This window comes from Falsiroseomonas selenitidurans (assembly GCF_012103215.1).
In the GTDB taxonomy this organism is placed as follows: domain Bacteria; phylum Pseudomonadota; class Alphaproteobacteria; order Acetobacterales; family Acetobacteraceae; genus Falsiroseomonas; species Falsiroseomonas selenitidurans.
This window is the reverse complement of sequence record NZ_JAAVNE010000002.1, coordinates 138,820-162,470: the sequence shown is the minus strand read 5'-3', so window position 1 is coordinate 162,470 and position 23,651 is coordinate 138,820. Positions and strand designations below refer to the sequence as shown.

General features: G+C 72.0%; 23 protein-coding genes. 11 read left to right on the top strand and 12 right to left on the bottom strand.

Annotated elements, in window-relative coordinates; translation table 11 throughout:
• Nucleotides 1–10 precede the first annotated feature (10 nt).
• Both HEQ75_RS02290 and HEQ75_RS02285 read right to left on the bottom strand, forming a co-directional pair.
• Entirely contained in the window at nt 11–913 is a 903-nt protein-coding gene (locus HEQ75_RS02290; protein WP_235961192.1) for a DMT family transporter, read from the bottom strand.
• On the bottom strand, nt 910–1,692 hold the full coding sequence (locus tag HEQ75_RS02285) for an aldolase (RefSeq protein WP_168027294.1): 783 nt from the start codon (nt 1,690–1,692) through the stop codon (nt 910–912). Before HEQ75_RS02285 ends, HEQ75_RS02290 begins: the two co-directional genes overlap by 4 nt.
• Nucleotides 1,693–1,795: 103 nt before the next feature.
• On the opposite strand from HEQ75_RS02285, the gene HEQ75_RS02280 reads away from it, so the two are divergent.
• Together HEQ75_RS02280 and HEQ75_RS02275 are read left to right on the top strand one after the other, a co-directional pair.
• Nucleotides 1,796–3,067 (top strand): Zn-dependent hydrolase, encoded by a 1,272-nt coding sequence (locus HEQ75_RS02280; protein ID WP_328733306.1) that lies wholly within the window; start codon nt 1,796–1,798, stop codon nt 3,065–3,067.
• A gap of 161 nt (nt 3,068–3,228) precedes the next feature.
• Complete coding sequence (locus tag HEQ75_RS02275) at nt 3,229–4,749, top strand: hypothetical protein (RefSeq protein WP_168027293.1); 1,521 nt, start codon at nt 3,229–3,231, stop codon at nt 4,747–4,749.
• Nucleotides 4,750–5,015: 266 nt separating this feature from the next.
• Here the strand turns inward: HEQ75_RS02275 and HEQ75_RS02270 are convergent, their stop codons facing one another.
• On the bottom strand, nt 5,016–5,771 hold the full coding sequence (locus HEQ75_RS02270; protein WP_209318303.1) for a VIT1/CCC1 transporter family protein: 756 nt from the start codon (nt 5,769–5,771) through the stop codon (nt 5,016–5,018).
• A 124-nt stretch (nt 5,772–5,895) separates the two neighbouring features.
• A complete protein-coding gene (locus tag HEQ75_RS02265; RefSeq protein ID WP_209318302.1) occupies nt 5,896–6,129 on the bottom strand; it encodes a DUF2171 domain-containing protein in 234 nt (77 codons plus the stop codon).
• A gap of 200 nt (nt 6,130–6,329) precedes the next feature.
• Between HEQ75_RS02265 and tkt the strand changes: the two genes are divergently transcribed.
• Both tkt and gap read left to right on the top strand, forming a co-directional pair.
• On the top strand, nt 6,330–8,378 hold the full coding sequence (gene tkt / locus HEQ75_RS02260; RefSeq protein WP_407925867.1) for a transketolase: 2,049 nt from the start codon (nt 6,330–6,332) through the stop codon (nt 8,376–8,378).
• A 19-nt stretch (nt 8,379–8,397) separates the two neighbouring features.
• Nucleotides 8,398–9,420 (top strand): type I glyceraldehyde-3-phosphate dehydrogenase, encoded by a 1,023-nt coding sequence (gene gap, locus HEQ75_RS02255; protein WP_168027291.1) that lies wholly within the window; start codon nt 8,398–8,400, stop codon nt 9,418–9,420.
• A 63-nt stretch (nt 9,421–9,483) separates the two neighbouring features.
• Here the strand turns inward: gap and HEQ75_RS02250 are convergent, their stop codons facing one another.
• Complete coding sequence (locus tag HEQ75_RS02250; protein ID WP_168027290.1) at nt 9,484–9,873, bottom strand: DUF6636 domain-containing protein; 390 nt, start codon at nt 9,871–9,873, stop codon at nt 9,484–9,486.
• A 44-nt stretch (nt 9,874–9,917) separates the two neighbouring features.
• Here HEQ75_RS02250 and HEQ75_RS02245 point away from each other — a divergent pair, with 44 nt between their 5' ends.
• The 4 genes from HEQ75_RS02245 to HEQ75_RS02230 all read left to right on the top strand — a co-directional run bounded on the left by HEQ75_RS02245 (nt 9,918) and on the right by HEQ75_RS02230 (nt 12,504).
• Nucleotides 9,918–11,105, top strand: a complete 1,188-nt coding sequence (locus tag HEQ75_RS02245; protein WP_168027289.1) for a phosphoglycerate kinase — start codon at nt 9,918–9,920, stop codon at nt 11,103–11,105.
• A gap of 78 nt (nt 11,106–11,183) precedes the next feature.
• Entirely contained in the window at nt 11,184–11,459 is a 276-nt protein-coding gene (locus HEQ75_RS02240) for a hypothetical protein (protein WP_168027288.1), read from the top strand.
• Nucleotides 11,460–11,578: 119 nt separating this feature from the next.
• Nucleotides 11,579–12,142, top strand: a complete 564-nt coding sequence (locus HEQ75_RS02235) for an NUDIX hydrolase (protein WP_168027287.1) — start codon at nt 11,579–11,581, stop codon at nt 12,140–12,142.
• Entirely contained in the window at nt 12,139–12,504 is a 366-nt protein-coding gene (locus HEQ75_RS02230) for a hypothetical protein (RefSeq protein ID WP_168027286.1), read from the top strand. Before HEQ75_RS02235 ends, HEQ75_RS02230 begins: the two co-directional genes overlap by 4 nt.
• A gap of 17 nt (nt 12,505–12,521) precedes the next feature.
• On the opposite strand, the gene HEQ75_RS02225 is transcribed toward HEQ75_RS02230, so the two are convergent.
• The 6 genes from HEQ75_RS02225 to dapF all read right to left on the bottom strand — a co-directional run bounded on the left by HEQ75_RS02225 (nt 12,522) and on the right by dapF (nt 18,857).
• Nucleotides 12,522–13,541: an amino acid ABC transporter substrate-binding protein gene (locus tag HEQ75_RS02225; protein ID WP_168027285.1), complete on the bottom strand. Its 1,020-nt coding sequence runs from the start codon at nt 13,539–13,541 to the stop codon at nt 12,522–12,524.
• Nucleotides 13,542–13,551: 10 nt separating this feature from the next.
• Nucleotides 13,552–14,589: a transporter substrate-binding domain-containing protein gene (locus HEQ75_RS02220; RefSeq protein WP_168027284.1), complete on the bottom strand. Its 1,038-nt coding sequence runs from the start codon at nt 14,587–14,589 to the stop codon at nt 13,552–13,554.
• A gap of 13 nt (nt 14,590–14,602) precedes the next feature.
• Nucleotides 14,603–15,382, bottom strand: a complete 780-nt coding sequence (locus tag HEQ75_RS02215; RefSeq protein ID WP_168027283.1) for a DUF4189 domain-containing protein — start codon at nt 15,380–15,382, stop codon at nt 14,603–14,605.
• Nucleotides 15,383–15,562: 180 nt separating this feature from the next.
• A complete protein-coding gene (gene ftsY, locus HEQ75_RS02210; protein WP_456237375.1) occupies nt 15,563–16,522 on the bottom strand; it encodes a signal recognition particle-docking protein FtsY in 960 nt (319 codons plus the stop codon).
• Between the two features lie 311 nt (nt 16,523–16,833).
• A complete protein-coding gene (locus HEQ75_RS02205) occupies nt 16,834–18,030 on the bottom strand; it encodes a MiaB/RimO family radical SAM methylthiotransferase (RefSeq protein ID WP_168027281.1) in 1,197 nt (398 codons plus the stop codon).
• Nucleotides 18,027–18,857: a diaminopimelate epimerase gene (dapF, locus tag HEQ75_RS02200; protein ID WP_168027280.1), complete on the bottom strand. Its 831-nt coding sequence runs from the start codon at nt 18,855–18,857 to the stop codon at nt 18,027–18,029. The genes HEQ75_RS02205 and dapF overlap by 4 nt, the downstream gene beginning before the upstream one ends.
• Before the next feature lie 126 nt (nt 18,858–18,983).
• Here dapF and HEQ75_RS02195 point away from each other — a divergent pair, with 126 nt between their 5' ends.
• The 3 genes from HEQ75_RS02195 to HEQ75_RS02185 all read left to right on the top strand — a co-directional run bounded on the left by HEQ75_RS02195 (nt 18,984) and on the right by HEQ75_RS02185 (nt 22,522).
• Complete coding sequence (locus HEQ75_RS02195; protein WP_168027279.1) at nt 18,984–20,531, top strand: ABC transporter substrate-binding protein; 1,548 nt, start codon at nt 18,984–18,986, stop codon at nt 20,529–20,531.
• A gap of 13 nt (nt 20,532–20,544) precedes the next feature.
• Nucleotides 20,545–21,423 (top strand): metallophosphoesterase family protein, encoded by an 879-nt coding sequence (locus HEQ75_RS02190; protein ID WP_168027278.1) that lies wholly within the window; start codon nt 20,545–20,547, stop codon nt 21,421–21,423.
• 127 nt (nt 21,424–21,550) lie between these two features.
• Nucleotides 21,551–22,522 carry an ATP-grasp domain-containing protein gene (locus HEQ75_RS02185; RefSeq protein WP_168027277.1) on the top strand — a complete coding sequence of 324 codons (972 nt, stop codon included), beginning with the start codon at nt 21,551–21,553 and terminating at the stop codon, nt 22,520–22,522.
• 89 nt (nt 22,523–22,611) lie between these two features.
• Here HEQ75_RS02185 and arsB read toward each other — a convergent pair whose 3' ends face one another.
• On the bottom strand, nt 22,612–23,649 hold the full coding sequence (gene arsB / locus HEQ75_RS02180) for an ACR3 family arsenite efflux transporter (RefSeq protein ID WP_168027276.1): 1,038 nt from the start codon (nt 23,647–23,649) through the stop codon (nt 22,612–22,614).
• Nucleotides 23,650–23,651 lie beyond the last annotated feature (2 nt).

Here is a 23,651-nt window from a genome sequence, read left to right as displayed (position 1 = left end):
ACACGCTGCCTCAGCCGCGGATCGCCAGCACCACCCCGCCGATGGTCATGGACAGCGCCACCACCTCCCGCACCCCGATCGGTTCGCCCAGCAGCAGCGCCGCGGCGCCGACGCCGATCACCGGCGTCAGCAGCGTGCCGGAGGCGGCCGCCGCGGCCGGCAGGCGGCGCAGCGCCGCGAACCAGGCGAGGTAGCACAGGCCGAGCGGCCCGATGCCGCCATACAGCATGATGGCCCAGGTGCCGGCGGACAACGCGCCGAAATCCGGCCGTTCCAGCAGCAGCGCCCCCAGCAGCAGCGGCACGCTGCCCAGCAGCAACTGCCAGGCGGCGGAGGCGGTGGGCGGCAGCGCCACCGGCCAGCGCTTGGTGACCACGGTGCCGAGCGAGAACAGCACCGCGCCGGTCAGCGCCGCCGCCACGCCGGGCAGCTTGGCCAGGCCGACATCCACCCCCTGCCCGAGCACCAGCACCAGCAGCCCGGCCAGCCCCAGCGCCAGGGCCAGCAGGCGGCGCGGCGTCGGCGGTTCGCCCAGCAGCGCCCAGGCGAAGATCGAGGCCCAGACCGGCATGGTGTAGCAGACGATGGTGGCCTCCCCGGCCGCCAGCCACACCAGGGACAGCGCCGCCGCCCCCATCCAGGCCGTGACGTTGAGCAGGGAGGCCAGCACCAGCCGCCCCCACAGCCCGGCCGGCACGCCCAGCCTCTCCCGCCGCGCCAGGGCGATGCCCAGCAGCAGCGCCACGCCGATGACGACGCAGGCGATGCGCATGGAAAACGGCGGCAGTTCGACCAGCAGCAGCTTCATCGCCGGCCAGTTGAAGCCCCAGCCGATGACGGTGACCAGCAGCAGCAGCAGGCCGCGCGGGTCGGGCCGCGCCGCGGCCGGCATGCCCAGGGGCTTCAGGGTCAATCCAGGTAGTCCGGCTCCTCCCGCGCAAGGCGGCGCTTGATGCTCTCAAGGTGCAGCGCGGCGCTTTCCCGGTCGCCCAGGCGCATCTGGTCATAGGTCTTCTGCGCCATCGCCGCCGGCACCGGCTTGATGGGGCGGCCGGTGGACAGCGCCAGGCGCTGCGCCTCGGCCGCGCGTTCCAGGTAGTACAGATCGTCCCAGGCCTCGGCCGCGTTGGCGCCCACCACCATCACGCCGTGGTTCTTCATGAAGACGATGTCGGCCTCGCCGATCGAGGCGGCGATGCGGTCGCCCTCCGCCTCATCCAGCGCCAGGCCGTTGTAGTGCTCGTCCACCATGGTGCGGCCGTAGAATTTCAGCGCCGACTGCCCGGCCCAGAGCAGCGGCGGACCCTCCAGCATGGCGAGCGCCGTCGCATTCGGCATGTGGGTGTGGAAGGCGGCGCGCGCCCGGGGCAGGTTCTTGTGGACGCGGGCATGGATGTAGAAGGCGGTCGCCTCCGGCACCCCCTCCCCGGCCACGACATTGCCCTGGAAGTCGCAGACAAGCAGGCGGGAGGCGGTGATCTCCGCGAAGGCCCAGCCATAGGGGTTCACCAGGAACAAATCGTCCCGCCCCGGCACCACGAGGGAGAAGTGGTTGCAGATGCCCTCATGCATGCCCAGCCGCGCCGCCATGCGGAAGCAGGCGGCCAGGTCCACCCGCGCCGCGCGGACGGCATCGGCATCCAGTTCCGAATTGCGCAGGATGGCGGGGGCGGCGTTCAGCGCATGGGCCATGGCCGGGACCTTTCACGAATGACCCGAAACCGTCGCAGGCGGCGCGGCGCAGGGCAAGCCCTGGCCAGCCGCGCCGATCCATCGCACATGGGCGCCACGGCGGATGGCAGCGGAGACAGGCGGGGACATGGGCGGCACCAACCAGCGGATCGACGGCGCCCGGCTGTGGGACGGGCTGATGGCCATGGCGCGGCATGGCGCCACGCCGAAGGGCGGCGTGAAGCGCCTGACCCTGACGGCGGAGGACCGCGCGGCGCGCGAGGATTTCCGCACGCAATGCGAGGCGCTGGGCCTGGCCGTGCGCGTGGACGCCATCGGCAACATGTTCGCCCGCCGCGAGGGTCGCGACCCCACGCGCCTGCCGGTGCTGTTCGGCAGCCACCTGGACAGCCAGCCCTCCGGCGGCAAGTACGACGGCGCGCTCGGCGTGATGGCGGGGCTCGAGGTGATGCGCACGCTGCACGACCTCGGCCTCACCACCGAGGCGCCGCTGGAGTTGGTGAACTGGACGGATGAGGAGGGCAGCCGCTTCGGCCATTCGCTGATGGGCAGCGGCGCCTGGGCGGGCGTCTACCCGCTGGAGAAGGTCTATGCGCTGCGCGACGGCGACGGCGTGACGGTGGCGGAGGCACTGGACGCGATCGGCTACCGCGGCGAGATCCCCGCCGAGCCCTTCCCGGCCGATGCCTATTTCGAACTGCACATCGAACAGGGCCCGATCCTGGAGCGCGATGGCGCGGCCATCGGCATCGTCACCGGCGCGCAGGCGCAGGTCTGGTGGGATGCCCGCATCACCGGCCAGGACGCCCATGCCGGCACCACCCCGCCAGGGGCGCGGCGCGATGCGCTGGTGGCGGCGGCGCGGATCATCGCGCTGGTGGACGCGCGGATGCGCGACGCCGGGGAGGAAGGACGCGGCACGGTGGGGTTCCTGAAGGTGGAACCGAACAGCCGCAACGTGATCCCCGGGGAGGTCGCCTTCAGCATCGAGTTCCGCCACCCGGAAAGCGGCCGCATCGCCCATCTGGCATCCCACTTCCCGGCCGAGGCCGCGGCGGACGTCGCGGCCACCGGCTGCGCGCTGTCGATGTCCCAGGTGCTGCACTACGCGGCGCAGCCCTTCGACGCGGCCTGCGTGGCGCTGGTGGAGCAGGCCGCGGCGCGGCTGGGGCTGAAGGCGCGGCGCCTGGTCTCCGGCGCCGGGCACGATGCCGTCTATGTGGCGCGGCGGATGCCGGCGGCGATGATCTTCACCCCCTGCAAGGACGGCCTCAGCCACAACGAGGCCGAGAGTATCGAGCCCGCGCAGGCCGAGGCCGGCTGCCAGGTGCTGTTCGAGGCGGTGGTGGCCCGCGCCAACCGACCCCTGGCATGAAGAAGCGCCGGCCGCCCCGCCCGCCGGCCGCAGGCACCGGGCCATCACGCCGCCGTGACCCCGCAACCGATGCGACGCGCAACTTTCACGTGAACCGGGCGCTTCGCCCGGGGCATGTCCCGGCCTCGCAACCGAATCGCAAAGTGGAGCGTCAGCCCGTCATGAACCCAACCACCTGGCCGCGCCCGGCCCAGATCGCCTCCGCCTTGCTGCTGCTGCTCGGCGTGGTCGGCTGGATCACCGTCATCAGCCTGTCCGGCGACGTGCGAGAGGCGGAGGAGCAGGCCCGCTCGGCCCAGGCGGCCCGCAGCGGCCTGGAACAGACCCTGGCCACGGAACGCGCCGCCAGCGGCGCGCTGCCGGCGATCGAGGCCCGTGCGCGCAGCGCCGAGACGGCGCGTGCCGCCGCCGAAAGCCGGGCCCAGGCGCTGACCGCGGAGGCCGAGGCCGCCACGCGCCGCCTGGCCGAACTGCGCCAGCAGATCGAGGCCGGCACGACGGAGCGCGATGCCGCGATGCAGGCCGCGGAACAGGCCCGCACGGCGCGCGCGGCGGCGGAAGCCGAGGCGACGCAGCTGCAGACCCGCGTGACGGCACTGCGGCAGCAGGTCGAGCAGACCGAGGCGCAGCTGGCGCAGCTGACCGAGCGCGCCCGCACGGCCGAGGCGGAGCAGACGCGCATGGCGGAGGCCCGCGATTCGACCGCGCATGCGCTGCGCGCGCTGGAAGCGCGGTCGGCGCAGGTGCAGGCCGGCCTGCAGTCGGCTGAATCGCAGCTGGCGCAGCTGGCGGAACAGGCCGGCCGCACGCAGCAGGAACTGACCGCGAAGGCGGCGGAGCTGGCCGGGGCGGAGCAGCGGCTGAGCGGTCTGCGCGACCAGGCGGCGCTGCTGGAGACCGACCTGGCCGCGCGCCGCGCCGCGCTGGCCGAGGTGCAGGGCCGGCTGGAACAGGCCACCCAGGCGAGCGAGCAGGCCGCCAACCGCCTGAGCACCACGCAGCAGGCGATCACCGAGGCGACGCGCGAATCCGGCGAGCTGGCCCAGCGCCTGGCCGGGCTGCGCAACGAGACGGCGACCGCCACCTCGGCGCGCGACACGGCGCGCCAGGAGGCGGAGCGCGCCCAGTCCGAGGCCACCCGCCAGGCGCAGGCGCGCCAGCAGGCCGAGCAGGCGGCCAGCCAGGCGCAGACCCGGCTGGATCAGCTGACGGCCGAGGCGCAGGCCGCCGAGCAGCGGCTGCAGGGCCTGGCCGGCCAGGTGCAGACGCAGGATGGGCGGCTGTCCGAACTGCGCAGCGCGGTGGAGCAGGCCGGCTCGGCGCTGGAGGAGCGGCAGCGCGCGGCGGCCGAGGCCGCCCGGCAGGTCGCCGCGCTGGGTGAGCAGGCCCGCCAGGCCGAGGCAACGCTGCAGCGGCTGCGCGAGTCCGTGGCGCAGGCCGAACAGCAGCTGGCCACGCTGCGCCAGCAGGCCGAGCAGGCCCGCGATGCCGAGCAGGCCCGGCAGGCCGAACAGGCCCGGCAGGAAGAGCAGTCCCGCCAGGCCGAACAGGCACGGCAGGCCGAGCAGGCCCGGCAGGACGAGCAGTCCCGCCAGGCCGAACAGGCACGGCAGGCCGAGCAGGCCCAGCCGCCGCAAGGCCAGCAGGGTGGTCAGCAGGGCCAGCCGGCTCCGACCAACTGAGCGCCTCCCCCGCCTGACAGCCGCCGAAGGCGATCAACCGGTCCCTTCGGCGGCCGCAACCCGGGGCCGCCCGCCTCAGGGCCGGTGGACAGACGGGCTGCGGGCGCCACCGGCGGTGCCCTTCCGGGCCGGCCGCATCCCGGCCCCAACGCTCCACGGGCGCCAGAGCATTTTCAAGCCTTGCGGCTTCGCAAGGCGGCTCGGAAAAATGCGTCGAAACAATAGGCTGGAGCGGTTTCACCGTCTTCGCTTGCGGTGATACGGCCCTAGCCGCCGAAGGCGCTGGCCACCAGAAAGGCCACCGCGGCCGCGGCGCCGCCGATGCCCAGCGTCTGCAGGGCACCGCGCAGCGGCGGCAGGCCGGTGGCACGGGCCTTCAGCCAGCCGAAGCCGGCCAGCGCCACGGCCGTGAAGGCGCAGGAGACCGCCAGCGCCGGGCCTGTCTCCGCCATCAGGATATAGGGCGACAGCGGGATCAGCCCGCCCACCACATAGGCCCCGCCGATGGTGGCGGCGGAACGCGCGGCGCGGTGCGGGTCGGGCTCCACCAGTTCCAGTTCGAAGCGCATCATGAAGTCCACCCAGCGGCGGCGGTCGCTGGCAATCGCCTCCACGGCCTGGCGCAGCACCTCCCCGCGTACGCCGTAGCGGTGCAGGATGGCCGCGACCTCCCACTTCTCGCGCTCGGGGTAGAGGCGGCTTTCCTCCTCCTCCCGCCGCCGCTCCGCCTGGTAGTGGTCGGCATCAGTGCGGGCGGCGAGGTAGCCGCCGAGGCCCATGGCGACGCAGCCGGCGGCGATTTCCGCCAGGCCGGCGGTGACGATCAGCGGGTTGGCGGCCACCGCGCCGGACAGCGCCGCGGCCAGGGCGAAGGGCACGGTCAGGCCATCCGCCGTGCCGATCACGAGGTCGCGCACCGTCGCGCTGGCGGCGAAATGCCGCTCCTCATGCGGCGGGCCGGGCGGCATGGGCGGCAGGCCGTCCCGGGTCGGCTCGGCGAGGTCGGCGGCGGGGCTGGACATGCCGGCAACCTAGCTTCGCTCCCGGCCTGGTGTCACGCGTCGATTGCCGCCCAAGCCCTTGTGAACAAAGGTATTTTTGGGAATGCGACGCATCCTCAAGCAGGATGCGCCGCGCCGGCCAGCCTCAGCTGCTGCCGCTCATCACCGCACAGTGGCGCGCCTGGTCGGCCGGCAGGGTCAGCCGCACCTGGCCGCCCTCCACCGCGGCCACCAGGCTCAGCGGCAGGGCGTGGTGGTGCTGGCGCGTGCCGTCCGGGTCGTCCTGCCGCGTCAGCTTGATGCGCTCGCCCTCCAGCCGGTCAACGGTGCGGACATGGCCGCCATCGCTGCCGACCACTTCCATGTGTTCCTGGATCATGCCTCGCTGTCCGCTCATTGGCCTGTCTGCCTCTGCTGGTGTCGCACCCTGCAAACGGCCGGGCGGGGCGCCGGATGCAGGGCTGGCGCGACCGTTCCGCAGGAAGCGCCCCGCCGGGCGCGGCAGATCGGGTGCGCCGCCACGGCTCGGGTTGTCGCAGGCCCACGCGCTGTCTATAGCGGCGCTGCCGGAGGACGATCTTGGCCACCACCGAACCTGACACCCAACCCCGCGCAGAGCCCACCGCCGCCCAGGCGGCCCAGGCGCTGCTGCTTGCCCGCCCCGCCAGCGAGGAGCGCCGGATGGCCGACGCCATCCGCGCCCTGGCCATCGATGCGGTGGAGAAAGCCAAGTCCGGGCATCCCGGCATGCCCATGGGCATGGCCGATGTCGCGACCGTGCTGTTCAGCCGCTTCCTGAAATACGACGCGGCCGATCCGCGCTGGCCGGACCGCGACCGTTTCGTGCTCTCGGCCGGCCATGGCTCGATGCTGCTGTATGCCCTGCTGCACCTGACCGGCCATGCCGGGATGGGCATCGAGGAGATCCAGCGCTTCCGCCAGCTGCATTCCCCCGCCGCCGGGCACCCTGAATTCGGCGAGCATCCGGGCATCGAGACCACCACCGGCCCGCTCGGCCAGGGCATCGCCACTGCGGTCGGCATGGCGCTGGCGGAACGGCTGCTGGCGGCGCGCTTCGGCAAGTCGCTGGTGGACCACCGCACCTGGGTCATCGCCTCCGACGGCGACCTGATGGAAGGCATCAGCCACGAGGCCGCCTCCCTCGCCGGGCACCTGAAGCTGGACCGACTTTGCGTGCTGTACGACGACAACAACATCTCGATCGATGGCGACACCGCCATCTCGTTGTCCGATGATGCGCTGCGCCGGTTCCAGGCCTATGGCTGGGCAACCCGCCGCGTCGACGGCCACGACCATGAGCAGGTGGCCGCGGCGATGGCCTGGGCCATGCGCAACCGCAAGCCGACGCTGATCGCCTGCCGGACCATCATCGGCTTCGCCGCGCCCAACAAGGCCGGCACCGCCGCCAGCCACGGCGCGCCGCTAGGCCGCGCGGAAGCCGATGCCGCCAAGGCCGCGATGGGCTGGAACCATCCGGAATTCGAGGTGCCGGAGGACCTGAAGGGCAAGTGGGAGGAAGCCGGCCGCCGTGGCGCCGGCACCCGCCGTTCCTGGCTGAAGCGCCTGGCGAACCACGCGCAGAAGGACGAGTTCGAGCGCGCCCTGGCTGGCCGCCTGCCGGAAGCCTGGCACGAGAAGCTGGCCGCGCTGCGCGCGCAGCAGGCCGAGGACCGCCCGAAGATCGCCACCCGCATCGCCAGCCAGCGCGCCCTGGAAGCCCTGGTGCCGGCGGTGCCGGAGATGATCGGCGGCTCCGCCGACCTCACCGGCTCCAACAACACCAACGTCAAGGGCATCCCCGCCGTGGCGCCGGGCAACTTCGCCGGCCGCTACATCCATTACGGCGTGCGCGAGCACGCCATGGCGGCGGCGATGAACGGCATGGCGCTGCATGGCGGGCTGATCCCCTATTCCGGCACCTTCCTGGTCTTCGCCGACTACATGCGGCCGGCGATCCGCCTGGCGGCGCTGATGCGCCAGCGGGTGATCCATGTGCTGACGCATGACAGCATCGGCCTGGGCGAGGACGGCCCGACCCACCAGCCGGTGGAAACCCTGGCCTCGCTGCGCGTCATTCCCAACCTGGCGGTGTTCCGCCCGGCGGATGCGATCGAGACGGCAGAATGCTGGGAGTTGGCGGTGAAGCGGGCCGATGGCCCCTCCGTGCTCGCGCTGTCGCGGCAGAACCTGCCGGCGCTGCGCGCCGATTCGGGCGAGAACCGCTGCGCCCGCGGCGGCTATGTGCTGGCCGAGGCCTCCGGCCCGCGCCGTGCCACGCTGATCGCCACCGGGTCCGAGGTGCATCTGGCGATCGCCGCCCGCGCCACGCTGGAGGCGGAGGGCATCGCCACCGCCGTGGTGTCCCTGCCGTCCTGGGAGCTGTTTGCCCTGCAGGATGAAAGCTACCGGAACCAGGTGCTCGGTGATGCGCTGCGCATCGGCATCGAGGCCGCGCTCGGCTTCGGCTGGGAGCGCTGGCTGGGGCCGGACGGGGTGTTCATCGGCATGCAGGGCTTCGGCGCCAGCGCGCCGGCCGACGACCTGTTCCGCCATTTCGGCATCACCGCCGATGCCGCGGTGGCGGCCGTGAAGAAGCGCTTGGGCTGACAAAAGGGGAAGTCGGGATATGGCCGTCAAGGTTTCCATCAACGGGTTCGGTCGCATCGGCCGCCTGGTGCTGCGCGCCGCCTGCGAGGCCGGCCGCGACGACCTGGAATTCGTCACCATCAACGACCTGGGCAGCGTCGAGGCGAACGCCCACCTGTTCCGCTACGACAGCGTGCATGGCCGCTTCCCCGGCGAGGTGATCGTCGAGGGCGACACCATCACCATCCGCAACGGCGGCAAGACCTGGGGCCCGATCAAGGTGACGGCGGAGCGCGACCCGACGAAGCTGCCGCTGGCCGGCATCGACGTCGCGATGGAGTGCACCGGCATCTTCACCAGCAAGGAGAAGGCCTCCATGCTGCTGACCGCCGGCGCGCGCAAGGTGGTCATCTCCGCCCCCGGCGACAATGCCGATGCGACCATCGTCTACGGCGTGAACCACCAGACGCTGACGAAGGAGATGACCGTCATCTCCAACGCGTCCTGCACCACCAACTGCCTGGCGCCGATCGCCAAGGTGCTGCACGACAATTTCGGCATCGTGCGCGGCTACATGGTGACCATCCACGCCTATACCGGCGACCAGAACACGGTCGACACGCTGCACAAGGACCTGCACCGGGCCCGCGCCGCGGCGGTTTCCGCCATCCCGACCAGCACCGGCGCCGCCAAGGCTGTGGGGCTGGTGATGCCGGAGCTGAAGGGCAAGCTGGACGGCACCGCCATCCGCATCCCCACCCCCAACGTCTCCCTCGTCAGCCTGGACTTCGTGCCGGCCAAGACCGAGGGCCTGACGAAGGAGGCGGTCAACGCGGTGATGAAGGCGGCCTCCGAATCCGGGCCGCTGAAGGGCATCCTCGGCTACAACACGGCGCCGCTGGTCTCCATCGACTTCAACCACGACCCGCATTCCTCCACCTTCGATGCGACGCAGACGCAGGTGGTCGATGGCGGGCTGGTGCGGGTGATGTCCTGGTACGACAATGAGTGGGGCTTCTCCAACCGCATGTCGGACACCACGGCGCTGTTCGGCAGCCTGTAGGCCGCCCTCGGGACATGGCCCGGCGCCTGGCGCCGGGCCGCTTCCGCCTCGGAACAGGCGGCTTCAGAACAGCCCGAGCCGGGAGCGCGCCAGGTCGAAGCCGCGGCCATCGGCGTTGATGCAATGCAGCCCGGTCCGCTCCGCGTGGCAGGTGACGCCCGCGCCATCCCACCGCTCGCCATAGCGCAGCCGTCGCGCCCCGCGGTTCACCACCGTGTCGCCGGCGCACAGGGCGCGGGCGCCGCCACGCGCACCCAGGCTGTAGGCATGGCCCCAATCGGTGTCGCAATCCTGCGGTCGTGGCGGCCGCGTGAAGCTGAATTCCACCAGGTCGCAGCGCAGCGCGTTCTCCTCCACCGCGCAGAAGACGTTGCCGGAGGGCAACTGGAAGCCCTCCTGCGCCGATGCTATGCCCGGCAGAAGAAACCCAGCCAGTGCCAGCCACTTGAACATGCCGTTTCTTCCCCCTCGATCCACCACGCAGGAGTGCTGACGCGATGTCGTTCCGAACCATCGACGCCCTGGACGCCGCCGGCAAGCGCGTGCTGCTGCGGGCCGACCTGAACGTGCCGGTGCGGGAGGGCGTCATCACCGACCGCACGCGGATCGAACGCCTGCTGCCGACCATCCGTGAACTGGCGGAGAAGGGTGCGCGGGTGATCGTCTGCAGCCATTTCGACCGCCCCAAGGGCAAGCGCGTGCCGGAGATGTCGCTGCTGCCGCTGCGCACGGCGCTGGCCGAGGCGCTGGGCCGCCCGGTGGCCTGGGCCGATGACTGCGTCGGGCCGGAGCCGGAAGCCGCCGCCGCCGCGCTGGCGGATGGCGAGGTGCTGCTGCTGGAGAACACCCGCTACCACGCCGGGGAGGAGAAGAACGACCCGGCGCTGGCCGCGGGCCTGGCGAAGCTGGCCGAGGCCTATGTGAACGACGCCTTCTCCGCCGCCCACCGCGCCCATGCCAGCACGGAGGGCGTGGCCCACCTGCTGCCCGCCTATGCCGGCCGGCTGATGCAGGCGGAGCTGGAGGCGCTGGACGCGGCACTGGGCAACCCGGCGCGGCCGGTGGTGGCCATCGTCGGCGGCGCCAAGATCTCCACCAAGCTGGAACTGCTGGGCAACCTGACCCGCCGCGTGAACGTGCTGGTGATCGGCGGCGCCATGGCCAACACCTTCCTCGCCGCCCAGGGCCACCCGATGGGCCGCTCCCTGCAGGAAGCCGAGATGCACGAGACGGCGCGGCAGATCATGGCGGAAGCCGCGGCGGCGCAGTGCGAGATCCTGCTGCCGGTGGATGTGGTCGTGGCGGAAGCCTTCGCCGCGCAATCGCCGCACCGCACCGTCGCCGTGGACAGCGTGCCGCAGGATCTCATGGCGCTGGATGTCGGGCCGGAGACGGTGGATCTGGTGGAAGCGCGGCTGCGCCAGGCCTCCACCCTGGTCTGGAACGGCCCCTTCGGTGCCTTCGAGATCCCGCCCTTCGACATGGCGACCGTCGCCGTGGCGCAGAGCGTGGCGGCGCTGACGGCCTCCTCGGGCCTCAAATCCATTGCCGGCGGCGGCGACACCGTCTCCGCCCTGCGCCATGCGGGGGTGATGGAGCGGCTGACCTATGTTTCCTCCGCCGGCGGGGCCTTCCTGGAATGGCTGGAGGGCAAGACACTGCCCGGCGTCGCAGCCCTCGGTTGATTCAGAATTCAGCAATACCTCCCGGTTTGCCACCAGTGGTTGCTAGAAGGTTAACCGCGAAATCCGGCAGGATTGGGCATGCGCCCGATCCGTCACACGTCCCGGAATTCCGCCTACCGATTCACGGATCGTTCAGATCTGCGTCTCATGGTGGTGCGCATGATCTCGATGAATTCCCTGGCCGCCTTCACGGCGGAAGTGTCCCGCACGCAGGCCCCGGCACAGGCACGTGCCGCCGCCGCGGGCCCGCAGCCTCTGCAGGCCCTGCAGACGCCGCAGCGCCAGCTGGACTCACTGCCGCCGCCGCCCAGCGGCAATGTCCCGCGCGGGTCGCTGCTCGACCTGCGGGTCTGATTCCTCGCTATCGTCCCGGGCCGTACCCGGCCCGGCGGAACGTCACGCGGGCGGATGGATAGCCGCGGCGTGATCCCGGGTCCCTTGCGGTTCGGCCCGCGCGGCCCCACCCTGCGCAAATGTCCACCGAGATGGCCCGCTTCACGCGCCGCATTCCCGCAGGGGAAGACCGAGAGCGGCTGACCTGCGACGAGTGCGGCTTCGTCGCCTACGAGAACCCGAAGATCGTCGTCGGCTCCGTCGTCGTCGAGCAGGGCCGCGTGCTGCTCTGCCGCCGCGCCATCGAGCCGCGGCGCGGCTTCTGGACCATCCCCGCCGGCTACATGGAGCTGGGCGAGACGGTGCAGGAAGGCGCGCTGCGCGAAGCGCGGGAGGAAGCCTGCGCCGCGCTGGCCCTGGATGGTATCCTGGCGGTCTATTCCATCGCGCGCATCGGCCAGGTGCAGGTGATGTTCCGCGCCCGCCTCCTCCACCCCGAGGCCGAACCTGCCTTCGCGGCAGGGCCGGAAAGCCTGGAGGTGCGGCTGTTCGGCTGGGAGGAGATCCCCTGGGCGGAGCTGGCCTTCCCCTCCGTCCACTGGGTTCTCGAAGCCTGGCGCGCCGTGGGCGACGGGCCGCTCGGCGCTCCGCAGGGCAACCCGCCCGCGGACCGGCGCGGGGTCCAGCCCCTGGCGGGCGCATGAGGCGCGGCGCAATCCTGGCCATCGCCCTGGCGATCGCTGCCCCCGCGCTGGCACCGCCCGCACTGGCCAGCCGGGCGGAGCCCCTGCCCCTGCCGCCGCCCCAGGCGCCGCCCTTGCCCGGCATGCTGATGCTGATGCCCCCGCCGCGGCTCGCAGAACCGGCGCCGATGCCCAACCGCAGCATCGAGGCACCGCCGGACCGCTTCGCCCGGCCGGTCGGCCCGCAATTGGAGCCGACCATCCTGAATGACCGCGACCGCGCCCGCGGCTTCACCTTCGGGCGCGAACATCTGTCCGACCGCCAGGAGGAGTTGTTCAGGGATCTGGCGCCGGGCGCCAGATTGCGGATCCCGCTGGAGTAGCCCCAGCGGGTTGCCCCTCAGCGCATCGGGATCGGGTACATCAGCCCGCCGCGATTCCACAGCGCGTTCAGGCCGCGGTCGATCTTGAGGCTGGAGCCCTCGCCCAGGTTGCGCTCGTAGATCTCGCCGTAATTGCCGACCTGCGAGATCACCTGGAAGCCCCAGTCATCGGCCAGGCCGAGCGGGGTGCCGAAGCCGGGCATGCCGCCCATCATGCGTCGCACGATGGCGGAAGGGTCGTTCTTGCGCGCCTCGGCATTGGCGGCCGTGATCTCCCGCGCCTCCGCCTCCAGCAGCAGGTTCACCACCCAGAAGACGATGCTGCGCCACTGCGAATCGCCGTCGCGCACCAGGGGGCCCAGCGGCTCGCGGCTGATGATGTCCGGCAGCAGGACATGCGCGGCCGGATCGGTGGTGCCGGTCTGGCGCAGGACCAGCAGTTCCGAGATATCGGAGGTCATGGCATCGCACCGCCCCTCCCGGTAGGCGGCAGCCAGGCTGGCCGCATCCCCCACCACCACCGGGGTGACCTGGATCGAGAGGCGCCTTGCCGCATCGGCCAGGCCCATCTCGGTCGTCGTGCCGCTGGTGATGCAGATCCGCTTGCCATCCAGGCCCGCCAGATTCGCCACGGGCGGGCTGGCCGGCACCAGGAAGCCCTGGCCGTCGTAGTAGTTCACCGCCGTCGGCGAAAGGCCGAGATCAACGTCGCGCGCCATGGTCTGCGTCAGGTTGCTCGCAGCCAGTTCGATGCGGCCCTCCCGCAGCGCCATAAGCTGTTGCTGCCTGCTGCCCCCGGTAAAGGTCACCTTGTCGGCATCGCCCAGGACCGCGGCCGCAACGGCCCGGCAGGTATCCGCATCCAGCCCCCGGACGACACCCTGCGCATCGCGCTGGGAGAAGCCGAGCAGGCCGATATCGGCGCCACAGACCAGCGAGCCGCGGGCCCGCACCTGGGCCAGGGTGGAACCTGGCTGTGCCAGCGCCGGGGCGGCGCCGAGCAGCGCGGCCAGGCCGATCAGGAAAAGGGAGCGCATGGCGGGGTCCTCAGCGCAGTGGCAGGGGGAACATCAGCCCCCCGCGCTGCCAGTTGTCGTTCGGCCCGCGGTCCAGCCCGAAGGGGCTGCCGGCGCCGAGATGGCGGTCGAACACCTCGGCATAGGAGCCGACCTGCGCCAGAACCCGCTGCGACCAGTCGGCATCCAGGCCGATGCCGCGCCCCAGCCCCTCCTCCACGCCGATCAGGCGCCGCAGCGCCGGGTCGTTGGATTGCAGCAGGGTGACCATGTTGGCGCTGGTCACGCCGAACTCGTCGGCCTCCAGCATCGCCTGCACCACCCAGAACACCACCTGGCGCAGCGCTTCCTCATCCTCCCGCACCAGCAGGCCCAGCGGCTCGCGGCTCAGCAGGTCGCGCAGCACCACGTAATCCTGCGGGTTGGGCAATTCCGTCACGCGGCGCACCGCAAGCTGGGAGGCATCGGTGGAGGCCGCGTCGCAGCGCCCGGCGGCCAGCGCCTGCAGCAGCGCGGTGCCGCCGCCGGCCTCCACGATGCTGACGCGGATGCCGAGCCGCGCCGCCTCGCTCTCCACCACCTCGCGCCCCGTGGTGCCGGCGAGGCCGGTGATGCAGACGCGGCGCCCATCCAGGCTGCGCGGCCCGACGATGCCGGAGTCGCGCCGCACCAGCAGGCCCTGCCCGTCGAAGAAGGTGATGCCGGCGAAGGCCACCGGGCGCCCGGCCTCCCGCGAATAGGTGAAGGTGGTGTTGCGGGCGAGCAGGTCGATGCTGCGGTCGCCCAGCGCGGCGAAGCCGGCATCCGGCGTGGCGATCGGCACGAAGCGCAGCTTGCCCGGGTCGCCCAGCACCGCCGCGGCCACGGCGCGGCAGAAATCGGCGTCGAAGCCGCGCATCGCACCCTGCGCATCGGGGGCGGAGAAGCCGGGCAGCGCGCCATGCACGCCGCAGACCAGCGTGCCGCGCCCCTGGATCGCGGCCAGGGTGCTGGCGGGCTGCGCCGCGGCCGGTTGGCCGCCGAGGCCGCAGGCCAGCGCCGCCGCCGCCAGGATGTTTCGCATGCTCATGTTCGGTCTCGCCCTAGCAGCCGGAAGCCGCGATGCGGCAGGTCGCGCCGGGCGAGGAGCGGCAGGCCTGCATCGCCTGGGCCTCCGCTTCCTGGACCGTGGCGCCGACGCCGGGGAAATTGCGGTTCAGCACCATGGTGCTGAGGTCGCTGGTCATCACCACCGCGTTGGGGTGGCGGGAGACCGCCTGCACCAGCGCGCCGCAGCGGTTGACGATCTCGCCCAGGAACTTGCAAGGCACCCGCCCGGCCATGCTCTGGCAGGACCGCACGGCCGTGGTGTTCACCGCCAGCCGGTCGGCGGCACCGTTACCGAAGCCGAAGGCCGCCATCGGCGCATCGGTCGCATAGACCGCGCCGAAGCGGCTGTTGGCCGGCAGCGCCGGCTCCTGCGCCACGGCCAGCTGCACGCCCGTGCCGGAGGTGGCCATGCTGGGCGCGGCGGTGCCCACCGGTTGGAAGCACGGCCCGGCAGCGATGCCCCCGCCCAGCGCGCCGCAGACGCTCAGCCCCAGTCGCGCGAAACGCTGCGCCGGCAGCGCGATGCGGTACATGGAGCCCTCCCGGCAGCGCATGTCCCAGTAGGCCGTGCGGCCCTGGTCGAAGCCGGCGAAATAGGTGGCGATGATCGCCTGGCAGGAGGCGCCGCCGCCGGTGATGGCGCGGAAGACCTCCGCCCGCCGTGTCGACTCGTTCATGCCGGAAAGCTGGTCGTGCAGCGGGTTGCCCGTCTGGGCCGCTGCGAGGCCCGGCACCCCGACAAGGCAGGCAAGCAGAAGAAGGATGCGGCGCATCGGTAGTTTCATCTCCACAAGCAGCACACGCCTCAGGCGGTTCATCAACCCTCGGGTAAATCTACGTGCAATCATGGCGCGCGCGCGATGATTTTTATTAACATTCGGTTGAGCCGGAAGGCGATCCCGCATCGCGGTTGGCGATCTTGCAAGGGGAGTGCACGGTGCCCGGCGGGCGTCTCAGGCCGGCGGCCCCAGCCCGACGAGGCCGCGGGCGAAATCACGCGCCGTGAAGGGGCGCAGGTCGGCCGCCTTCTCGCCGACGCCCACGAAATGCACCGGCAGGCCGATCTCCTGCGCCAGCGCCACCACCACGCCGCCCTTGGCGCTGCCATCCAGTTTCGTCACCGCGAGGCCGGAAACCGAGACCATCTCCTTGAATGTCTTCACCTGCTGCAGGGCGTTCTGGCCGGTGGTGGCGTCCAGCGTCAGCAGCACGGAATGCGGCGCGGCGGGGTCCAGCTTGCGGATCACCCGGATGATCTTGGCCAGCTCCTCCATCAGCGCCGATTTGTTGTGCAGCCGTCCGGCGGTGTCGATCAGCAGCAGGTCGGTGCCTTCCGCGCGGGCGCGGGCCAGCGCGTCATGCGCCAGGCCGGCAGCATCGGCGCCCATCTTCGCCGGCGCCACCACGGTGCAGCCGGTGCGGTCGCCCCAGATCTGCAACTGCTCCACCGCCGCGGCGCGGAAGGTGTCGCCGGCGGCGAACATCACGCTGAGGCCCTGGTCGCGGTATTGCTGGCCGAGCTTGGCGATGGTGGTGGTCTTGCCGGTGCCGTTCACGCCGACCACCAGCACGACATGCGGCGCATGCTCCCGCCGGATGTCCAGCGGCTTCGCCACGGGGGCCAGGATCTCGGCGATCGCCTCGGCGAGGGCCGCCTTCACCTCCTCATCCGAGACCTCCTTGCCGAAGCGGGTGCGGCGGAAGCCCTCGACGATGCGGCGCGCGGCCTGCACGCCGAGATCGGCGGTGATCAGCGTGTCCTCCAGCTCCTCCAGCGCCGCATCGTCCAGGCGGCGCTTGCGGAAGACGGTGGTCAGCGCATCGGTCAGCCGGGCGGTGGAACGCGCTAGGCCGCTGCGCAGCCGGCCGAACCAGCCGCCGCCGGAAGCGGGCTCCGGCTCGCTGCTGGCCAGCGCCTCCTGCAGCGCGCCGGCGGGATCGGCGGGGGGCAGGCGGGGCGGCGCTGGCGGGTGGGGCTCCGGCGCGGCGGGGGCGGGCTCGGCCGGCGTGGTGAAGGGCGCCACCAGGCCCGGCGCCGGCGGCAGCGGGGCGATGGGCGGCGAGGGCGGGGCCGGCGGCGATTCGAGTCCCGGCACGGTCGGCGTCGCCGGCTGCGCCGGGGGGGGCGTGACCGGCGGCGCGGCGGGTGGCGTGGCCGGCTGCGGCTCCGGTGCCGGGTCCTTGCCGCGCAGCCGATCCCAGAAACCCTTGAGCGCCATGCTTGCTACGCCGCCTCCACGATCAGGCCGCTGTCATCGGCGCCCAGCACCCGCAGCGACAACAGGCTTCCGGCCGGCGGCGTGCCGCCGGCCAGGCGCACCGGGGCGAATTGCTCGGTATGGCCGCGCCCGCCGCGTTCCAGCAGCACGCGCTCCACCCGGCCCAGCCGGCTGGCGAACAGGCGCTGCGCCGCCGCCTGGCCCGCCGCGCGCAGCCGCGCCGCGCGTTCGCGCCGCAGCGGCACCGGCAGTTGCGGCATCCGCGCCGCCGGGGTGGAAGGCCGGGCGGAGAAGGGAAACACATGCAGGAAGCTGAGCCCGGCTTCCTCCACCAGGGCCAGCATTTCCATGAAATGCGCCTCCGACTCGGTCGGGAAGCCGGCGATGAGGTCGGCGCCGAAGGCGATCTCCGGCCGCAGGGCGCGGGCGCGGCGGGCCAGGGCCACCACCTCCGCCCGGCCATGCCGGCGCTTCATGCGCTTCAGGATCAGCGTCGCGCCATGCTGCACGGACAGGTGCAGATGCGGCATCAGCCGCGGCTCCTCCGCCAGGAGCCGCCAGAGGTCGTCATCAATCCCGGCCGGGTCCAGCGAGGACAGGCGCAGCCGCGGCAATTCGGGCACCAGCGCCAGCAGCCGCCGCACCGCCTGGCCCAGCCGCGGCGTGCCGGGCAGATCCGTGCCGTAGCTGGCGATGTCGACGCCGGTCAGCACCACTTCCTGCACGCCCGATTCCACCAGGGCGCGCAGCCGCGCCGCCGCCTCCCCCAGCGGGACGGAGCGGGAAGCGCCGCGGCCCTGCGGGATGATGCAGAAGGTGCAGTGATGGTCGCAGCCGGTCTGGATCGGCAGCAGCGCACGGGTCTGCCCGGCCACCGGGCGCGGCGCCGGCGGGGCGGCGGCGGACCAGCTTTCGGGGCGCAGCTTGTCGTTGTTCGGCACCACCCGCACCACGCCGGGCAGCGCGGCCCAGGCCGCCGGCGCGATGGTGGCGGCGCAGCCGGTGACATGGATGGGCAGCCCCGGTTCCGACCGCGCCGCGCGGCGGATCGCCTGGCGCGCCTGGGCCTCGGCCTCCGCCGTCACGGCGCAGGTGTTCACCACCAGCATCGGGCCGGCGCCGCCGGCCTCCGCCAGGGCCTGCATCCGGCCGGATTCCTCGGCATTTAGCCGGCAGCCGAAATGCAGGGACCGCACGCTCATCCCGCCAGCGCGTCCAGGTCCAGCGTGCCGGTGAAGGCGGTGGCGACGGGGCCTGTCATCAGCACATGCCCATCCGCCCGCCATTCCATCAGCAGGTCCCCGCCCGGCATGGTGACGGTGGCGCGCCGGCCGACCAGCCCGCGCCGATGCGCGTTGACGATGGCGGCGCAGGCGCCGGAACCGCAGGCCAGGGTCAGCCCGGCGCCGCGCTCCCAGATCACCAGCCGCATGCGGTCCGGCGCCAGGATCTCGGCGAAGCCGATATTGGCGCGTTGCGGGAAGAGCGGGTCATGCTCCAGCCCCGGGCCGATCTCCGCCACTGGCACCAGGTCCAGGTCGCGGACGAAGAAGGTGGCGTGCGGGTTGCCCATGGAGCACGCCGCCGGGTCCGCCACCGCGCCGCGGGCCAGCGGCAGGTGCAGCGTGTCCATCGCGCGCGCCAGCGGCACATCCTGCCAGCCCAGCCGCGCCGGGCCCATATCCGCCCGCCACAGCCCGTCTTCCAGCCGTTCCACCGGCAGGTCCCCGGCGATGGTGCGCACCACCACCCGGTCCCGCCCCGTCTCCGCCGCGACCAGGGAGGCGATGCAGCGCGTGGCATTGCCGCAGGCGCCGGCTTCCGAGCCATCCGGGTTGCGGATGCGCATGAACACATCCGCGCCCTCGCCGGGCGCCTCCAGCACGATGAACTGGTCACAGCCGATGCCGAAATGCCGGTCGGCAATCGCGGCAGCGCGGGCCGGGGTGACCGGCAGCGGGGTGGCACGGCCGTCCAGCACGACGAAGTCGTTGCCCAGGCCATGCATCTTGCGGAAGGGAAGGGTCACGCCCGGCATATAGAGTGCGGCCGCCGCGGGCGAAACCCGCGCCTGCCCGTCACACAGCGCACACCGGCCTGTCATCGCCCTGTCTCCCGCCATGCCTAGGTTGCGCGCGACCGAGGGAGACCCCCCATGACCACCCGCCGCGCCCTGCTGGCCAGCGCCCTGGCCGCCCCCGCTTTGCCCCGCACCGTCCGCGCCCAGGCCGATGCCCGTCCCGTGCTGCGCATCGCGGTGCAGGCGCTGCCACCGACGCTGGAGCCGCTGGAGAGCATCTCCAATGTCGGGCTGCGCGTCTCCTACAACGTGTTCGACACGCTGTGGCGCCGCGATTTCCGCGCCGAATCCGCGGAAGGCGGGCAGCGGCTGACGCCCTTCCTGGCGACCGCGCTGGAACAGCGCGACCCGCTGACCTGGGTGGCGACGCTGCGCCGCGACGTGCGGATGCATGACGACACCATGTTCGGCCCCGCCGACGTGCTCTCCACCTTCTCCGCCGAGCGGATGTGGGGCCCGCAGGTGCAGACCTTCGAGGGCCGGGTGAATTTCGGCCACCTCGCGGGGGTCGAGGCCGAGGGCGCGGACAAGGTGGTGTTCCGCACCCGCACGCCGGACCCGGTGATGCCGCAGCGGCTCGCCGCCTATGGCGGCTGGATCCACTCCGCCCGCGCCTATGCGGAGAGCGGCCGCGACGGGCTGCGCCGCCAGCCGGTGGGCAGCGGCCCCTATCGCGTCGCCAGCTTCCAGCGCGACCAGCGCGCGGTGCTGGACAGCCACGACGCCTACTGGCAGGGCCGCCCGCCGGCGAAGCAGGTGGTGTTCACCGTGGTGCCGGAAGCCTCCTCCCGCCTCGCCGGGCTGCAAGCCGGCGATTTCGACCTGGTGACCAACCTGCTGCCCGAGCAGATCGAGGGCCTGGCCGGCAACCCGACCCTGGAAGGCGTCGATGTGGCGCTCGATTTCGCCCACATCCTCTACTACGACACGCGCCAGCCGGCGCTGCGCGATGCCCGGGTGCGGCGCGCGCTGAACCATGCCGTCGACACCGAACTGCTCGGCCGCGCCCTGTGGGGCGCCGCCTTCAAGCCGATGCCGGCGCTGCAGATTCCGGCCTTCGGCGACCTGTACGATGCGCAGCGCCGCGGCTTCACCTTCGACCCCGACCGCAGCCGCCGGCTGCTGGCCGAGGCCGGCTATCGCGGCGAGGAACTGACCATCCGCATCGCGCCGGGCTACTACCTGCAGATGCTGCAGGCGGTGCAGATCGTGCAGCAGATGTGGACCACGGTGGGGGTCAGGACCCGGCTGGAAACCCGGGAGAACCTCTCCCTGCTGACGCAGCCGGGCGCCGATATCCGCCCCACCTCCATCGCCTTCCGCTTCCCGGACCCGCTGGGCGGCGGCCTGGCGGTGCATCTGGCGGAGGATTACTCGCTGCAGAAGAACGGCTTCTGGCAGCCGGTGCGCTTCAACGCCCTGGTGCGGGAATTGCGCCTGGCCACCGCGCCAGCCGAACGCCGCCGGGTCTGGCTGGCGCTGCTGGATGAATTCGAGGCCGAGGCCCCGGCCCTCATCCTGTACCCGGTGCGCGAATACTTCGCCAAGCGGCGCGCCATCAACTGGATGCACTACCCGCTCTACTACATGGACTTCCGCGCCACCAATCTGAGCTTCAGCTGAAGGGCCACCGCACATGCCCCGCATCGTCTTCCTCTCCGACCTGCACCTCTCCCCCACCCATGGCTTCTTCTGGGAGAATTTCCGCCTCGGTGCGGCGGCGGCCAATGCGGCGGACCCGGCCGCGGTGGTGGTGAATGGCGACCTCTGCATCAACGGCCCCGACAGCGACGCGGAGATGGCCTTCGCCGCCCGCGCCCTGGGCCAGCACCTGCGCGCCCCGCTGCTGGCCCTGCCCGGCAACCATGATGTCGGCGACGAGCCGCCCGGGCAGGACCCGGCGCAGATCATCGACGATGCCCGCCTGGCGCGCTGGGACGCCGCCTTCGGCACCGACCGCTTCCTGCGCGATGTCGGCGCCTGGCGGCTGATCGGCCTCAACGCCCAGCTGCTCGGCTCCGGCCTGGCGCGGGAGGCGGAGCAGGTGGCTTGGCTGGCGCGGCAGCTGGACGAGGCCGCGGGCCGCCCGGTCGCCCTGGTGCTGCACAAGCCGCTCTTCGTGGAACATGCCGGTGAGGACCAGCCCACCGCAGGCTCCATCAACCTGGCCCCGCGCACCGCGCTGCTGCCGCTGCTGCGCCAGGGCGGCGTGCGGATGGTGATCAGCGGCCACCTGCATGCCCGCCGCGACCGTGTGGTGGACGGCATCCGCCACCTCTGGCTGCCGGCGCTGGCCTTCCTGGGGTCCGCGAGCCATGGCGGCGCGCCGGCGGTCGGCGCCGTGACCATCGACTTCGGCGGGCCGGAAGCGGTGGTGACCGATCTCGACCTGCCCGGGCTGGTGCCGCACGACCTGGCGGCGCTGAAGGGCCATGGCCGCTACAAATTCCTGCGCGACATGCCGGAATGCCCGCCGGGGACGGAGCAGGGCGTGCTCGACGACGCGGCGGAATAGGAACGGGATTTCGCCCCAGCGCCCGGGAATTGGAGGATAATTCTTTCTCTTCCGGGCCTATTGCCCTTTGTCAGAAAAATCCTTTCTCTCGGCTCGATCATCGCAGCCGGCCGGGGGATTTCCTGTCATGACCAAGGTCCACGTCATCCACGAGAACGACGCCTGGGTGGAACCGCTCCGCCAGGCCTTCGCCACGCTCGGCACCCCCTATGAGGAATGGTTCCTGGACCGCGGCGTGCTGGACCTGACCCAGGCGCCGCCGGCGGGCATCTTCTACAACCGCATGAGCGCCTCTTCCCACACCCGCGGCCATGTCTACGCCCCGGAATATGCCGGTGCGGTGATCGAGGTGCTGGAGCGTCACAAGCGCTCGCTGGTGAACGGCCGGCGGGCGCTGCAGCTCGAACTGTCCAAGGTCGCGCAATACCAGGCCCTGGCGATCCACGGCATCCCGGTGCCGGCCACCCTGGCCGTGGTGGGGCGGGAGAACATCCCCGAGGCCGCCGCGAAGCTTGGCTACCCGCTCATCCTGAAGCACAACCGCGCCGGCAAGGGCCTGGGCGTGCGCCTGCTGCGCAGCGAGCCGGCGCTGCGCGAGGCGCTGGCGCTGCTCGACGTGACGGAGGACCAGGAGGCCCATCCGCGCGACGGCATCTGGCTGGTGCAGCGCTACATCGAGGCCGCGGAGCCCTGCATCACCCGCGCCGAGTTCGTCGGCGGCCGGTTCCTTTATGCGGTGCGGGTGGACACCTCGGAAGGTTTCGAACTGTGCCCGGCGGATGCCTGCGCCATCGGTGATGGGGCGGCCTGCCCCGCGGTGGCGCCGGGCCAGAAATTCATCATCCAGGAAGGCTTCCAGCATCCGCTGATCCACCGGATGGAGGCCTTCCTGCTGGCGAACGGCATCGGCGTCGGCGCCATCGAATTCATCACCGATGCGGCGGGCAACAGCTTCGCCTACGACGTCAACACCAACACCAACTACAATGCGGAAGCCGAGGCCCGCGCCGGCCGCAGCGGCGCGCAGACCGGCATGGGCGCCATCGCGGCCCACCTGACGGCCCTGCTGCGGCGGGAAAGCCTGGCGGCGGCGGCGTAGCGGCTTCGCAAGGCGCTGGGAAGATGCGTTGGAACAACAAGGTGGAGGCGCCTCACCGGCTTCGCGTTCGGTGAGGCGGCTCCAGCGCCTCAGGCGCCGGCCTCGCCCTCGGGGAAGTGCCGGCGCGTGCGGTTGGCGAAGGCGACCAGGGACAGCATCACCGGCACCTCCACCAGCACGCCCACCACCGTGACCAGGGCGGCACCGGAATTCAGCCCGAACAGGCCGATGGCCACCGCGACGGCCAGTTCGAAGAAGTTGGAGGTGCCGATCAGCGCACAGGGTGCGGCGATGCGGTGCGGCACGCGCCAGGCCCAGGCGGCAGCATAGGCCAGCGCGAAGATGCCGTAGGACTGGATCAGCAGCGGCACCGCGATCAGCCCGATCAGCAGCGGGCGGTCCAGGATGACCTGGCCCTGGAAGCCGAACAGCAGCACCACCGTGGCCAGCAGGCCGAGGATGGAAAAGGGCTTGATCGCCGCGTTGAAGGCCGCGACCCGCGCCGCCCCCTCCCCGCCCCGCAGCAGCGCCCAGCGGGTGGCGGCGCCCAGCGCCAAGGGGATCACCACATACAGCAGGGTGGACAGCAGCAGCGTCTCCCACGGCACGGCGATCTCGGTCACGCCCAGCAGCAGCGCCACGATCGGCGCGAAGGCGAAGACCATGATGACGTCGTTCAGCGAGACCTGCACCAGCGTGTAGTTCGCATCGCCCCGCGTCAGCTGTGACCAGATGAACACCATGGCGGTGCAGGGCGCGGCGCCCAGCAGGATCAGCCCGGCGATGTACTGGCCGGCGTCGGCGGGGTCGATCAGCCCGGCGAAGAGGTGCTCGAAGAACAGCACGCCGAGGGCCGCCATGGTGAAGGGCTTCACCAGCCAGTTGATCACCAGCGTGATGACCAGCCCCTTGGGCCGCCGATGGATGTGCCGCAGGCTGGCGAAATCCACCGCGACCATCATCGGGTAGACCATGGCCCAGATCAGCGCGGCCACCACCAGGTTGACCGAGGCGTATTCCCAGCCCGCGACGCGTTGGAAGAAGCCCGGAAACAGGCTGCCGAGCGCAATGCCGGCCACGATGCACAGGGCGACCCAGAGGGAAAGGTAGCGATCGAACAGCGACACGG

What these genes read in the sequence shown, in the direction of transcription:
- HEQ75_RS02195 (WP_168027279.1), top strand. Translation starts at nt 18,984, where the DNA reads ATGACCACCCGCCGCGCCCTGCTGGCCAGCGCCCTGGCCGCCCCCGCT.
- HEQ75_RS02275 (WP_168027293.1), top strand. Translation starts at nt 3,229, where the DNA reads ATGAACCCAACCACCTGGCCGCGCCCGGCCCAGATCGCCTCCGCCTTG.
- HEQ75_RS02245 (WP_168027289.1), top strand. Translation starts at nt 9,918, where the DNA reads ATGTCGTTCCGAACCATCGACGCCCTGGACGCCGCCGGCAAGCGCGTG.
- HEQ75_RS02270 (WP_209318303.1), bottom strand. Translation starts at nt 5,771, where the DNA reads ATGTCCAGCCCCGCCGCCGACCTCGCCGAGCCGACCCGGGACGGCCTG.
- HEQ75_RS02230 (WP_168027286.1), top strand. Translation starts at nt 12,139, where the DNA reads ATGAGGCGCGGCGCAATCCTGGCCATCGCCCTGGCGATCGCTGCCCCC.
- HEQ75_RS02250 (WP_168027290.1), bottom strand. Translation starts at nt 9,873, where the DNA reads ATGTTCAAGTGGCTGGCACTGGCTGGGTTTCTTCTGCCGGGCATAGCA.
- HEQ75_RS02225 (WP_168027285.1), bottom strand. Translation starts at nt 13,541, where the DNA reads ATGCGCTCCCTTTTCCTGATCGGCCTGGCCGCGCTGCTCGGCGCCGCC.
- HEQ75_RS02190 (WP_168027278.1), top strand. Translation starts at nt 20,545, where the DNA reads ATGCCCCGCATCGTCTTCCTCTCCGACCTGCACCTCTCCCCCACCCAT.
- HEQ75_RS02220 (WP_168027284.1), bottom strand. Translation starts at nt 14,589, where the DNA reads ATGAGCATGCGAAACATCCTGGCGGCGGCGGCGCTGGCCTGCGGCCTC.
- HEQ75_RS02205 (WP_168027281.1), bottom strand. Translation starts at nt 18,030, where the DNA reads ATGAGCGTGCGGTCCCTGCATTTCGGCTGCCGGCTAAATGCCGAGGAA.
- HEQ75_RS02235 (WP_168027287.1), top strand. Translation starts at nt 11,579, where the DNA reads ATGTCCACCGAGATGGCCCGCTTCACGCGCCGCATTCCCGCAGGGGAA.
- gap (WP_168027291.1), top strand. Translation starts at nt 8,398, where the DNA reads ATGGCCGTCAAGGTTTCCATCAACGGGTTCGGTCGCATCGGCCGCCTG.
- HEQ75_RS02285 (WP_168027294.1), bottom strand. Translation starts at nt 1,692, where the DNA reads ATGGCCCATGCGCTGAACGCCGCCCCCGCCATCCTGCGCAATTCGGAA.
- HEQ75_RS02280 (WP_328733306.1), top strand. Translation starts at nt 1,796, where the DNA reads ATGGCAGCGGAGACAGGCGGGGACATGGGCGGCACCAACCAGCGGATC.
- HEQ75_RS02185 (WP_168027277.1), top strand. Translation starts at nt 21,551, where the DNA reads ATGACCAAGGTCCACGTCATCCACGAGAACGACGCCTGGGTGGAACCG.
- HEQ75_RS02265 (WP_209318302.1), bottom strand. Translation starts at nt 6,129, where the DNA reads ATGATCCAGGAACACATGGAAGTGGTCGGCAGCGATGGCGGCCATGTC.
- HEQ75_RS02215 (WP_168027283.1), bottom strand. Translation starts at nt 15,382, where the DNA reads ATGCGCCGCATCCTTCTTCTGCTTGCCTGCCTTGTCGGGGTGCCGGGC.
- HEQ75_RS02240 (WP_168027288.1), top strand. Translation starts at nt 11,184, where the DNA reads ATGCGCCCGATCCGTCACACGTCCCGGAATTCCGCCTACCGATTCACG.